At 67.9% G+C, this 14,004-nt stretch carries 7 protein-coding genes; 2 read left to right on the forward strand and 5 right to left on the reverse strand.

What is annotated here, in order from left to right:
• Position 1: 1 nt before the first annotated feature.
• The 5 genes from FHR38_RS31210 to FHR38_RS31230 form a co-directional block, all read right to left on the reverse strand.
• Positions 2-1,309 carry a hypothetical protein gene (locus FHR38_RS31210; RefSeq protein WP_184538934.1) on the reverse strand — a complete coding sequence of 436 codons (1,308 nt, stop codon included), beginning with the start codon at positions 1,307-1,309 and terminating at the stop codon, positions 2-4.
• Positions 1,306-1,632, reverse strand: a complete 327-nt coding sequence (locus FHR38_RS31215) for a hypothetical protein (protein WP_184538936.1) — start codon at positions 1,630-1,632, stop codon at positions 1,306-1,308. Before FHR38_RS31215 ends, FHR38_RS31210 begins: the two co-directional genes overlap by 4 nt.
• Before the next feature lie 28 nt (positions 1,633-1,660).
• Positions 1,661-11,389: a WXG100-like domain-containing protein gene (locus FHR38_RS31220; RefSeq protein WP_184538938.1), complete on the reverse strand. Its 9,729-nt coding sequence runs from the start codon at positions 11,387-11,389 to the stop codon at positions 1,661-1,663.
• 450 nt (positions 11,390-11,839) lie between these two features.
• A complete protein-coding gene (locus FHR38_RS31225; RefSeq protein WP_184538940.1) occupies positions 11,840-12,166 on the reverse strand; it encodes a hypothetical protein in 327 nt (108 codons plus the stop codon).
• Complete coding sequence (locus FHR38_RS31230; RefSeq protein ID WP_184538942.1) at positions 12,160-12,327, reverse strand: hypothetical protein; 168 nt, start codon at positions 12,325-12,327, stop codon at positions 12,160-12,162. Before FHR38_RS31230 ends, FHR38_RS31225 begins: the two co-directional genes overlap by 7 nt.
• 107 nt (positions 12,328-12,434) lie before the next feature.
• Between FHR38_RS31230 and FHR38_RS31235 the strand changes: the two genes are divergently transcribed.
• Together FHR38_RS31235 and FHR38_RS31240 are read left to right on the forward strand one after the other, a co-directional pair.
• Positions 12,435-13,715, forward strand: a complete 1,281-nt coding sequence (locus FHR38_RS31235; protein WP_184538944.1) for an MFS transporter — start codon at positions 12,435-12,437, stop codon at positions 13,713-13,715.
• 46 nt (positions 13,716-13,761) lie between these two features.
• Positions 13,762-13,980 carry an MbtH family protein gene (locus FHR38_RS31240; protein WP_184538946.1) on the forward strand — a complete coding sequence of 73 codons (219 nt, stop codon included), beginning with the start codon at positions 13,762-13,764 and terminating at the stop codon, positions 13,978-13,980.
• Positions 13,981-14,004: the final 24 nt, after the last annotated feature.

Below are 14,004 nucleotides of genomic sequence, written 5' to 3' on the forward strand. Positions count from 1 at the left end.
GTCAGCGACCGTCGCGTTCGACGAGGGCGGTGAGCTGTTGCTGCCGCAGGAACCGTTGCTCGGCGAGGTAGGTCCGCCGGAACCACTCGGGGCTCGTCCGGCGCACCTCGTGCCCGTTGGCCGACCAGCAGGCGCTGCCGGGCAACTCCTCGACCCCGGGTGGCAGGAACTTCACCACCTCGTCCAACGCGTACACCGACATCGTCAGCATCGTGACCACCGCCTCCCACTCCGTCGGATCCGGCTCACCGACCGCACCGTTGTCCTCGCCCTCGGGGTCCGCCATCATCGCCAGCGCCGCCAGCATTTCGTCCGCCAGCACGGCGTACGCCTGGCTCACCGCCACCCACTGGCCCGGATCGAGCAGCTCCGACGGACCGTCCTCGGGGTAACTGAACCGCCACGGCTCCCCGGGCAACGAACCTGGGCGCTGCGGCAGTCGGAAGACCTGGTCGCGGGGCAGAGCACAGTCGTCACAGGGGCCGCTGTAGCCGACGACCACCCCGTTCTCGTCGCTGGTGAGGACCGCCATCTGGTCCCGGGAAAACTCCACCGACCCGCAGCGACACGGATGGGTGTCCAGGTAGGTGTGTATCTCGGCGTAGGTCCGAGCCGGGAGTGGCGCGGCGGCGGTAGTCGGGACTGCGGTTGGCGGGACGACGGTTGGCGCGGTGGCCGGTTCACCGGCCGCGGTGGAGAACGACGAGCCGAACCGCCGCTGGAAGTCGTCCCGGCGCTCCCGGTAGAAGGTCACGTCACGGACCATCCGGCTGCGCCGGAACACGTCCCGACGCTGCTCGTGGACATGTCGGCCGAGATCGGTCCAGAAGGCCGTCTCCGGCACCTCGTCGACGCCGCCCGGCAGGAACTTCTCGATCTCCCTCGCCGCTGCGGCGGCCCCGTTCCAGGCGTTCAGGATCGACCAGTACGTCTCCTCGTCGGGTGGTTCGTCCCCCATCCGGTCGAGACCAGCCTCGGCCATGCCCGCGTTCGCCGACTCGATGACATACCACTGGCCGGCGTCCACCAGGGTCGACCGGTCCACCCCGTACAGCTCGTCCGACTCCTCCGCGGCCTGCGTGCCGGCCTTCGACACGGGTACCTCCGCGACGTACCAGTCCCCCTCGTAGGGGCCGTCGAAGCGAAGCAGCCAGTGCTCGTCGTCGAGGTCGTCCAGTGCGGTGTACCGGAGGTAGTCGACCCAGCCCTCCCCCTCGGGCAGACTCAACTCGAGAAAGACGTACGCCTCGGCGACCGTCCGGGCTTCCGCCGCCGCCCGCCTATTGGGCCCGGCAGTCAGCCGACTCACGCCGCCTCCTCGATCGCCTCACGTAGCAGGTCCGCGAGCTGGCTCAGGAAGGCGGCGGCCGCAGCGTCGGTCGGCTCGTCGAGGACCCAGTTCGCGTCCCATTCCACCAACTCGACCAGCTCGCCGGGCCTGGTGGGCTCGCTGAGAACCGCCTCCACGGCGGCCAGATCACGGCGCAGGCCACGCACCGTCGACTTCGCCATGAGCCGAAAACCACCCCGCACCTCGTCCAGGCTCGACGCGTCCGCCACCTGCCCACGCAGGAGGGACCGAACGGCCTCGATCGGGGACTGCCGGGCCAACTGCTCGGCTCTGTGACGCAACGACTCCGGAGGATGCGACCCATCCATCTCAGGACCTCTTGCTTTCCGGGAAGGCGGTCACGATGAAGGCTCGGGCGGGAGCACTGCCGGGCACAAGTTTCAGAGTCACCCGGAAGAGCTTGGTCAGGTAGTACCTGGGGACCGGACTCGCCCGGGTTCCCATGCTCAGATTGGCGTACCCCTCGCCCACCAGGCGGGCGTGCATGGCCACGTCGACGTGCCTACCTTCCAGCGCGAGATCCTCCCTGATGGTCTGCCAGTTCTCCGCCACATACTCGTTGATCGCCCGATTCATGACAGCGACATCGAGCCAGCGGGAGGAGAAGTTCTGACGCCGGGGCCAGGGAGCATCTCCATAGATCCGTCCTTCGACAGTGTGCGTGTGGGGTTCTCGGGTCAGCGGCACAGCAGGTCCATGCCGCTCGAGTGTGTGGGCACCATCGCTGGCATGGGCCGCGTCGTTGTCCGCGACATCGAACCTGGGCGGCGTGTCGCCGAGTTCGTTGAAGACCATGGCGACCCGAGCCCATTCCGCGCGCTCCGCAGCCAGTTGCGGTGTCTCGCCGGGGCGCGGAGTCGGATCAAGGTCGCTCGGATCGTAGGACAGATCACCGCCTGCCGAGCCCTCCACGCCCCAGGACATCGGCTCGCCGGGCAGGAACCTCGACAGGTCCTGGAACGGCACGGGTCGCTCGGCGGGCGGCAGGTTCGCCGCGATCTGCTCCAGGTACCTCAACCGGTTGAATGCCCATCGGGTACGGGTCAACAGCGTGTCGGCCTCCGCCCCGAAGATCGCCAGGTGCTCCTCACCCGTGGTGCTGAGTCGCCGCTTGGCCAGTTCGCTGCGGTTCTGCGCCGAGACCGCCTCGTTTCCCTCGTAGGAGATGCCGGCCAACTCCGCGACGCCGCTGGTGACGCTCGCACTGACGCTGTAGGCGGTCTGTGTCTTGACCGACTTGTCCCATGGTTTGTGGCGGATCTTGGCCTCGACGAGCCGTACGCCGGAGGCCATCGCCTGACCGACCGCGTCCCGGGCGAATCTGAGCCAGCGGAACTTCGGGCTGGGCAGCCCGGTTGGTTGCTGCGAGATGCGGATGATCTCCTGCTGTGCCCACGCCTGGATCGCGTCGGCGATCCGCTCCGGGCTCTGGGTGGGGTCGACGTGCAATACGTACGTCACGTCGGAGTTGACGCGATACGCCGTGACGATCCCCTCAGCACCGACGGGACCGGTACGGATCTCGAAGGTCAACTGTTCGGGACGGTTACCTGCCCCTCGAAAGGCGAGCCGGAAGGTGTGTTCGGTGTCGCGCACCCTCGCGATCACACCGGCCCGGGGCAGTTCTTCGAAGTTGGTTACGGTCGCGTCGACGTTGGGCAACACATCTGCGTCGGCGGGCGGCAGTTGCTCGTAATGTCTGACCAGCCGCGCCACGTCGTCGGTTGTGCGAGGGTCGGCGGCCAGTTCCGCCTCGATCTGCCTGGCTTGCCGTTCGAGCTCCTCGACAGCTCTGCGCTGCTCTTCGACCTTCTCCCGGAGGCGCTCCGGCGGCGTGTTGTCCTTGTTGGTCTCGGACAGCGACCGAACGATGCCCAGATCGTTGTCGTGAATCTGCTTCATTCGCAGGGCTGCGCGACCGGCGACCGAAAGAACAGTGAGCGCGGCGACCACACCGAGGGAAAAGGAGCCAGTGAAGATGGCGGTCAGCATCCCGCCACCAATCCCCGCGGACAGCGCCGGCAGGAGATCCTCCCGAATCCACCGAGCGCGTGAGATTGGGTTCTTGCGGTCGTACAGCACGTTGTCCATGAGGTGTCTGACGGCACCGGCAACCTGATCCGGATCAGCATCCACGTTCACGGTGAAGTCGAAGCTGTTCCGACTCATGCGGTCGGCGGTCGGAACTAGCAGCCGCTCATCCTCGACCTGGCCGAAGATGAACCGCACTTCGATGTCGCCGCGCCGGTACAGGCTCGAAACGTACCGATAGAGCTTTCGGGTCCGCTGCAATCTACGTCGAGAATCAGCCTCACTACACGACACGCCCACGAGTCGGCCATTCTCGTCGATGATGTCTCTGGACGAGAAGGTGACATCATGTCGCTCGTTCAGTTCGGACATGGCCGCCTTGATCGAATCTCTCCGGACGGACTTCTGCTCCTCGGCCGCTGTCTTACCGTCTTCCTCGGTTCGGGTTGTCTCCCCGGCGGCGGGTGGCGCCGAGACGGGGACATTCCGCCGCTGGCCCTGTAAGCGCTCAAGCGTTGCGCGGGCCAGATTGCCGCCGATCTTTGCCAAATCCTCGATCTGTGCGCCGACGTTCCGCCGTTGAGCCGCACTCAGCCGGCCCGCGTGCTTCAGGTCGTACTCCTCGAGGAAAGCGGTGAGCTCGCGGTCGCGGCGACCGACGAAGCGGTCGACCAACACCTGCACCAGGGCCTTGGCCATCCCGGCAGCCGCCTGCATGTGGCCATAGCCATTGATCGCCCAGTTGCCCAGCGGCCAGGCCAATCCAGAAATCGGCGCCTCCTCGGCGGCCCGCCGCTCAAGGTGTATCCGGCCGCTGGTCACGAACTGGGTAAGTTCATGCTGGCGCTTCGCGACAGCGGCCAACGCGTCCCGCACGGCGGTACGCATGGCCTTCTCCTCGACTTCCGCCAGCTTCGGCGGCACCCGAAGGGTGATCCGCTCCTCGGTGTACTCGACCTCGATCTTGTCCGGATCCGCGGTGTGCGCCACCTCGACGTACACCACGACCCCTGCCCCGCCCCTGACCTCCAGCTCATAGCTGTCCTCGCTACCCGCCCTGACGGCCGAACGCCGACGACGTTGTCGTAGTCCGGCCTCCCCGAGGGGTCGCCCAATCCCCTTGAGAACGCCGATCGCCCCGCTACGTCGCCAGCGACTGAACAGACCAGTACGGTCACCCGTGAACCAAATCCCCTGCAGGTGCTCGATCGGGTCGCTCGCAAGGTCCTGGCTGATACTCGCTATTCCGTTACGGATCCGTTCTCGAACCTTCCGGCCCTCCGGCTCCGAAATCTCTGCGGTGTCCGGCTTCTTCCCCGGCTCTGGCTGGACGGTACGTTCGGCGAGCGTACGGTCACCCTGGATCCTCACGGCCAGTTCGCCCGCCTGGTCGTAGCTGTCGTCGATCCGCCGCTGGAGTTCTCCGTCAGCGATGCCGCTACGGTCCGGTAGCTGCGCCAACACGCGATCGTGCTTCCGTTCCTGCTTCGTATAGCTGTCGCCGCGGGAGATCGGATCGTTCGTCAACAGGTCGACGCTGCTCGCGACGGCCCGCCGGAGCACGAGCAGCGGGTTGTTGTTGAGCCAGGAAAGGACAGCCGAAACGCCGATGCTCACGACGTTCGGGAGGTTCGCGAACACCCGGTCGATCCGCCGGTACGGCACCTGGGCCGGCCGCGCCTGCTGCAACCGCGTCAGTTTCCGCAACGTGTCATAGAGCTCGCGCTGGAACGCGGCCTCGGCCGCCTGAAGGTCGCGGACCGATCTTGGATCGCCGAGCGCGAACCTGTCCCGGTCCACCACGAGATGGAAATGCCGTTCCCAACCCCCGCCCTGGAATGTGGCGATCTGCCCATCGGGCACCGATCCGGATACCACCTCGATCGTGAACGAGAGCTGGCCCTGGTTGCGCCAACCCGCAGGGGTGACCCGGTAGACGGAGCGACCCGGCACCGACGCCGGCTCGATCGTCAACTCCGGAACGACCAGGACTGGTTCATAGAGCAGTCGAGCGACCTCGTTCAGGTGATACATGGTTCCGGCGACCACCGGGTCGGAGTCGTACCACCACCGTCGGCGTTCCTCGAACAGCACAGCCGCCGGCCTGGACAGATGCCGACGGACCAGCTCGGCGCGCGCCTCCGCACCGGGCACCCCCTCGCGCAGCGCCCGGGTTTCGATGAACGTCCGCAGTTCCGCTTCGATTGCCGTGCGCCGTGGGCCGTCCGCCTGGGCGTGCAACTGAAGCTGCGCGTCGAGTTCGGCGAGCGCCACCAGATCGGCATGGCTGGGACGCGGCCGGCGCGGCGGGGTCGGATCGTTGGTCAACGCGTCGTTGCTGTTCAACGGGCCACCTGGCCGCCCACGCAACCGACCGAACCGGCCGCTGCTGGTGGCCCGCACCTCACCCACGACCTGTCCGATCGCCCGAGCCACGTACTGGTCGAGGGTCGCTGTGGTCACGCCGTCGAGATGGTTCGCGGCAAAGCTCACCTCGTACACGCCGTCGTCGCGGAGCTGGTAGCCGATCAGCTTCTCGGCCTTCGACACCGCAGCGAACTCGATCCGGAAGGTTCGGGCGCGCCCCAGGTGGACCCCGGGGATGGAAAGGCCGCTCTCCACTGTGACCTCGACGTACCCGTCCTGCACCTCGATCCGCGTGATGCCGTACCGCCCCGGCCGGCTGGTGTGGGCTTCGCCCACTCGGCGAGCCGAATCGAGCAGTCGCTGTCTGAGCGCCGGATCGGGGTTGCCGGACGGGGGTGGCAGCCGCTCGGTCAACCCGTCGAGTGCCAGCCCGCTCAGATCGGCCTGTCGGGTCGTGATCGACACCTGCTGGTCACCGTCGACACCGACCTCGATGCGGTGGAGTTCCACCTCGAGGTCTCCCAGAGCGAGTGCCCGGTGCAGCTCATCGAGGAGGTCGGGGTTCTGACGCAGTTGCGCGTGCAACTCGGGATTGGTCTCCAGCACATCCCGCACATACTGCGGTGTGCCACGTTCGGTGAGGCTGCCGTCCGGCAGCAGGTACCGTGATCGACGGAACGGCCGGGTGTCCACGATCACCAGTCGATGGCTGGTCCGGTCCAGACCGAGCGCCACGAACTCGCGGGCCGGAGTCGGTCCCTCCCCTGGTTCACGGGTGAGGACATCCGCCTCGGCCAGGCCGAATCGATCAGCCAAGAGTCGCAGCGCGGCGGCGTGTGGCACCGCGGCTTCCGCCGCCCGGGCCGCCGCCACCAGGTCGGAATGCTCCCGCGCCGCCGCGACCAGCTCCTGGACGTGGGCGAGCATGGCCGGGTCGTGGGCGTACTCGGCCCGCAGGCGGTCGCGCGTACGGTTCAGGTTCGACCGGGTCAGCTCCTGCGGGTCGGAGACCCCCAGGAGTTCCATCTGCGGACGAAGCGTCGTCTCCCGGAACTCGGCAAGCTCCCTCCGCGCTGCTGCGGCCCGCCGAACGGCCTGCACCGCCTGGTCCGGTGGCTGTCGGAACTGGTACGTCTGGGCTGGCCCCTCGGCGGCGCGGTGTCGCACCGGCCGACGCGGGTCGGTCAGTGGGTCACGGACCGGCCGACCGGTCTCGGCGGAGCGCAACGAGAAGTCCGACTCATCCCGGTAGGTGCCTGGCGCATCCAACTCGCCATGCAGTCGGTCGGTGCCCGGCTCGCGAAATGTCCCGGCCCGATCTCCGATCCGGTGCAGCCGACCGTCCGGGGTGCGGTGACTGTCCCACCGGTCGCCCGTCATGCGGGACCGGTCGTCGCGGCCCACTTCCGACGCCGGGCCCGCTCGGCTTCCCCCACCGGACTCGACCGGCGGATTCGGTGCCGCTGCCGCATCCGCGCCGTCGACCGGTACCGATGGAACCTCTCGACCCCTCGAGTCGAAGGTCCGCTCCCTACCGTCGGCTGGGACGGCCGGCCTCCGTCCGTTGTGCACGTCCGGGCTGGCCATCACCTCGGTACCGTCGAGATAGGTCCACATCTTCTCGGTGACCCCGGTGACCTTCCGACGAAGAATCCGAGCCAGCGCCGCCGCTGCGGGCCGACTCCCCGCCCCGGAATAGCAGGAGACCAGCTTGATCCGCCGATCACCGAGGCTGATCCGGCCGGACCGGTTCAGGTCGGCAAGCCCACGGGCGAAACTCTCGGCCGACATCCGGTAGCCGCCGACCACCACCTCGCCGTTACGCAACCCGTGCAGAGCAATCTTGAGTACGCCGTCCTCCGGATGCAGCGCCTCGGCGTACCGCCCCAGCTGCGGGTCACCGGTGAACTCCAGCCCGGACGGAGTCGAGTTGACAAAGTCACGAACGGCCTGGATCGCCCGCCGACCGGTCACCAACGGCAGCCGGGCGAGCTGTTCGTCGTTCCACGCCGCCGCCAGTTCAGGGGTCGGCTGAGCCGATTCCCGACGGTCGGCAGCCGCCTGCTCAGGGGTGCGGGACGTCTCCGCCGGGCGGGAGTCGGTTGGCGCGGCGACACCCGGCAACTGGATCCCGCCGAGACCCTCGGGTGGGCGGACCCGCGCCAGCGCCTGCTGTCGTCGCTCGGCCAGGTGACGCAGCCGGTCCGGATCGGCATCGGCGCGGCGGGCCTCCTGCCATTCCCGTACCGCGTCGTACGCGGCCCGGCTCTGCGGAGTATCCAGCCTGAGGTGGAACTCCCGCCCGGTGCTCGGATCGCGCCACTGGCTGACCAGACCGCCCACCTCGCCCGCCGCCCATCCGTCGACCAGACGGACCGGCTGGTAGCCCTGCGCGGCCAGGTCGTCGAGGGTCCGCCGGACCGCGTCGGCATAGTCGGTCGCCGGCAACTCAAGCGCGTACCGCAGCCGGGGGGACGCCTGCCGCTCCGGTCGGCCCGGCCGCGACTCGGCCGCCTCGGCGGCGACTCGTCTCCGTACCGCCGCCGGGTCCTCGTCCATCCGTACCGGCCGGGTGCCGCCGCCCACGGCCACCGCCGCCTCCACGGCTCTCCTGATCGCCGCATCGTCGAGGGCGGATCGGAGGTTCTCCGGGCGCGTCAGACTCGTCCGCAGGCCGCGCATTCTGCCAGTGGGAGCGTAAGGCGTCGGCTCGCCGTCGGTCGTCCGTCTGGTGACCGCGGGCTCGGGCGACCCGGGCTGGGTGCCGGATTCCTCGCTCAGGCTCACGCGGCGCGTGTCCGGGGTGGAGACCGCGACTCCATCGGCGTCGAGCAGCAACGCCTGGGAGGACTCGACATCGGTGTACGGCGGCGTGAGCGCTTCGGCGACGCCCGCCACCGGGTCGATCCACTTGACCGTACCGCCCTCGTTGACCACGGCAAGCTCGTGTGCCGTCTCGACACCTGGAATCCGCACCTGGACGAAGGCGAACGCGCCGGGACCGGCCTCCCGTACCGCCGCGTGGATCTGGTCGAGCCCGGCGATCCCGCCCGGCTGGACAACGTACGGACTGCCGATCCACGCCTCCGTTGGCTGCGACGTGGAGGATCCGCCACGGTTGGACCCGGCCACCACGGGGCGTCCGAACCAGGTCGAGGCCAGTGCCCGGGCGACCTCGGTCCCGTTGTTGTGCCGGCCGACCTGGAACGGGCCACCCCCATTGGTCAACAAGGTCCAACCGCTGGTCAGTGGAGGATGGATGACGGGCAGCCCCTCCGCATCCCGGGGAATGGCGTCGTCCAGGGCTCGTTCCTGGGCGGGAGTGGGCGGATCGTAGGCTTCCGGCCGTACGCTCTCGGCCGGGATGCCGCCGCCCAGTCGCAGCTCACCGGCGGGCCGCGATCGGCGGGCCGGTACTGATGGCCGCCCCTGGATACCTATTGATGGCCGCCCCTGGATGCCCAGCGACCGGTTACCGGCGAAGCCCCCGGGTGCCGCCGGCAACCCGGGCCGGTCGGGGTTCACCGGTGTCGACCTGGGTGCGGGTGAGTCCGACGGGTCCGCGTCGCTGCGGGTGTCGCCGATCAGCTCACCGTCGGTGTCGCCGGGGATGGACGGATGGGGGTTCGGGTCGGGCGCACCTGCCGCGTTGTCAGAACGACCAGACCCGGTACGCGACGCGCCGCCCGGAGCCGTCGGTGCGGCTCGACGCGCACTGCCCAGCGTGGTCGTCGTCCCCGGTGGCATGCTGTTCGGCCAGGTCCCGGTCGACGCCCCCCGGCTCGTCGGGGTTACCGCGTCGGCAGGAGCGTCGTTCCTTGCTGAGGTACTCGGGTCGGTCGTACCCGTGCCTGGCGCATCTTGCGTGTCGGCCGCAGGCGAGGCATCGCTGCCGTTCGGGTTGGTGGCGGGTGTCCTATCAGCATCGGCGGTGGGTTCGGTCTCGATGCTGGCATGGGCTGCGGCGACGTTTCTGGCTTGGATGGCTTCGTTGCTCGCGACCGCTGCGGCTCGAACCGCTTCCGCAAGCTCCTCGGGAGACTCGGCCCGGGCGGCCCGCTCGGCTGCTTCCCGCGCGTCTCGGGCCGCCTGCTCGGCGAGTTGCGCCTGCCTCGCAGCGGTGTCTGCGCTCACCCTTTCCTGCGTCGCCAACTCTTCGGCAAGCCGTACCTGTTCGCTCTGCTGTCCCTGATTCTGTATCGGCTGCCCACCCTGTACCGGCTGCCCACCCTGTGACGGCTGAGGTGCTGTGTGGGGCGCATCGGTGGTCGGCACTCCGGGAGCTGGCACACCCGGCCCGACCGGAGCCGGTGTGGGAGAACCAGACTCCGCCGGCGTCTGCGCGCCGGACGGTTGCGCATCAGGAGCCTGGGTACCGGCAGGTCGCACATCAGGAGCCTGGGTACCGGCAGGTCGCACATCAGGAGCGTGAGTCGGAGCCGTCGAAGGTGCCGGGCCAGCGGATCGGTCATCAGCAGCCGATCGCGCGGCTTCATGAGCCGCCGCCGATTCCTGGGCACGCCGCTCGGCCACATCAGCAGCCGCACGGGCCTCGGTCGCCGCACGCTGCGCATCATGCTGGTGTCGGACCGCCCCCTCCCGCATCCCACGGGCCTGCCGCTCCATCTGCTGCTGCGTCGTCTCCAGCCCCACCAGACCACGACCGAAGTTGCCCACCCGCTCACCGATACGCGCACCATCACTGATGTAGTTACGCGCCATGCCGGCGACGACCTGATCCAATCCCGGCGGATTCAGCGCAAACGTGCCATCGGTGGCCAGCGAACCACCCAGGTTCCCCAGGAGTTCTTCGGTCCACTCCGAGACCGCGTCTGCGCCAACGTTCGACAAGCCCCGAACGGCTTCGTTGTCGATCTTCCGCGCCAATGTACGGCCGATATCGCCGACCGGCGCCCCCATCGCCCCGAACCCGCCAGCGACGGCGTCCACCGCCACAGCGTGCACATCCACCTCTTCACGGGTCTCCAGCACCTTGACCTGGATCCACTGCGGCAGAAGATTGACTAACCCCTCTCGACCCGCCTCGTTACCCGCCATCAACACCAGGGTCTTGCCCCGCAACCCGGACACCAGCTCACGCATGCTGGCGTAACCAGACCGCTGGGTAAACGACGCACCCGCCCGACTCACCAACAGCTCGAAGATCTGACGAACCGTCAACCGCGCCGCATTGAGCCGCACCGCCGCCGCCGCCATCGCCGCTCCGAACGACAGCCACCACATCACCGCGAAGACGAAGATCTCCGTAATCACGATCCCGATCTCGAGCAACGTGGACAGCTTGCTGTGCTCGATGTCGAGCGCCGCCGCGTCCAACGAGTCGGCGATCTCACCGATCGCATCGAACAGCGTCTCTGGTATTACGACCCCAACCTCTTCCCACGCCCGCGCGAACCAGGCTCCCGAATCACCACCCCAGAGCTCACTCAACACGTTCGCGGAAAGTTGCGCCCCCGCCACAGCAGGACCCAACTGCGCCGCCAACGCTCGCCAATCGGCAGCCAGCAGGCGAAGCTGATCCTCGTTACCTTTCGGCCAGGCATTGCCACCCGAACCGAGCCACACCACAGAGTCACGAACCACATTCCACGGGTCACCAAAATCCCACAGCTCAATCACAGGCCGCACCTATACGCAGCGCAATGACCGACGCAGCCAGACCCCACCGCAAAGGACGGAAGGTAACGCAGAAGCAGCGCTCCACTCCGGAGCGAAGGAAAGTCAGACCAGCAGGTGAACACACCCGGCGAGGGTACGTCGCCACCACTGCCCGTTGATCAATTTCAGGTAAAGATCCTATTTCAGGAAAGATCACATTCAATTACCGAACGCGGCAATTACCCTCAGCTAACTCCGCTTCGAAAGTCATCGAGGGCGAATAGGCGACCACCGTCGCCGAGGATGACTACCCGCAGAACGGCTCACCAGTCGAGGGCGTATCGTCCATCGACCCGACCGAACGGAATATCAGGCAGGGCGGTGCGCTCGACATGGCCGAATCTGGCTATCCATCCCGTCCGACTACCAACAGTCAGCGATAGACACGGATAGATTACTGAAGCTCGGCCTTCACCCGCGTATGACACGTGGGTCGTCGTGCTCCACCACCTGGCTCAGCAGTTTGCCAGTCTCTATCCCGATCTCGGCCAACCCCGCGCAGAACGTCTGGATCATCCTCTCCAGATCCGGCGCGGCCCCGTCGTAGTTCTTCCGGTACCTGCGGCCGGCATCGTCATCGCCGAAGAGGGGCGCCAGCGCCGCCGTACGGGCAACGAGGCTCAACGCACTCGTGCCCACCGACTGGACCTCGGACGTACGGGCGGCAAACCGCGCCGCCGCGGTCAACGCTCCGTCGGCATCCGTGACGTGTGCGTACTGGACCATGCTCTTCAGCACCCCCGCATCAGGTCATCGTAGGCAGTCGAGACAGAGGTCACCGCACGCGTGCCGAACCCTCCGGTGCGCTCGTGGAAGGCACCGCTTGCCCGCCCCACCTGGCTGCGCGGCAGCTCGGCGCGCTGGCGCAGCGCCTCGATCTCTTCCCGGATGGCTGACACGGTCATACCGTACGACAACCGACCGGCACGCGGAAGATCCAACTCTGGAGAGCACGAGCCACTGCTCGACCAGATCAGCAAAAGGCCGCCGGGTAGCCTGCGACACCATGGGCAGGAGTCGATCAATCTCAACCAGGCTGCTGCCACCGCCTGGCCTGCCTCGCCTGATCGCGTTCCAGTCCGCAATGGTCGCCGTCGGTAGTGGCACGTTCCTCACCGGCAGCGTCGTGTTCTTCACCCACGTCCTCGGGCTCAGTCCACTACAGATCGGGGCCGGCTTCTCTATCGCCGGTTTCACCGGCGTGGTCAGTTCGCTCCCGCTCGGCGTCCTGGCCGACCGGATCGGTGGACAGCGAGCCTGGGGCGTCGGGGCGGTCGGTTCAGCTCTGGCGTTCGCCGGCTACTCCCTGGTCGACTCGTTCGTCGGATTCGTCGTCCTGATGGGCCTGGCGGCCGTCACCGACTCGTTCGCCAACGCCGGCCGCACCATCTACACCGCCGAGGCGATGCCGGCCGAGGATCGGGTACGGACCATGGCGTACGCCCGCTCCTACCTCAACGCGGGCTTCACCATCGGCACCGCGCTGGGAACCGTGGCGCTGGCGTTCGACTCCACCGCGGCACTCGTCGCCCTCGTCCTGCTCAACTCGGCGGTGTCGCTACTCAACGCCATCCTGGTGACCCGGCTCCCGGCCGCACCAGCGATACGACACGCCAGGACGGTCTCCCGCTCTCGGCTGGCGGTGCTGAAGGACCTCCCTTACGTCACCGTCGCCGGTCTCTTCGCCGTCATGATGTTCCACTCGGTCATCCTCATCGAGATCCTGCCCCTGTGGACGATCACGCACACCGACGCGCCGAAACCCGTACTCGGGGTGATGCTGGCGCTCAACACGGTGCTGGCGATCGCACTGCAGGTGCCAGCGTCTCGGGGTGCCGACTCGCTGCCCGGTACGGCTCGGCTGGTCCGACGCGGTGCCCTGGTCACCGCGCTCGCCTGCCCGGTGGCCGCGCTCGCCGGCATGACCAGCGGCGGGTGGACCGTCGTCACGCTCATCGCTGCCGTACTGCTGGTGACAGTCACCGAGCTGTGGTTCTCGGCCGCGCTGTGGTTCTTCCAGACCAACGTTCCACCGGCGGCGACGCGCGGCGTGTACCTCGGCACGGCACAGACGATCAGTTCGATGGCCGACATCTTCGCGCCGGTCGGCCTGACCCTGCTGGCGATCCAGACCGGCGGTTGGGGCTGGTGGGCCATCGCCGCGATCTTCGTGAGCTGTGCCCTCGCCGTCGGCCCGGCCGTCGGCTGGGTAACCCGTACTCACCGGGTCGGCAGCGACCCTGCCGAACTGCGGCCGGTGGATCAGCCCGGTCAAACGAAATCTTGACCGGAGATCGACGACCGTGCCATCCTTCCCGAGCGAAGGGGGTCCCATGACCGGTGACGACGATGCCCGGACCTACGCCGTGGTCGTGAACGACGAGGAGCAGTACTCGATCTGCTGGAACGACCGGGACCTGCCCGCCGGCTGGCGGCGTGAGGGCACCGCCGGGACCCGGAGCGAGTGTCTCGCCCACATCGACGAGGTGTGGACCGACATGCGACCGCTGTCGCTGCGACGCTGGATGGACGAACAAGCTCCCACCGGCTGACGCCACCCGATACGGCTCATGGGA

It is taken from the genome of Micromonospora polyrhachis (assembly GCF_014203835.1).
Classification (GTDB): Bacteria; Actinomycetota; Actinomycetes; order Mycobacteriales; family Micromonosporaceae; genus Micromonospora_H; species Micromonospora_H polyrhachis.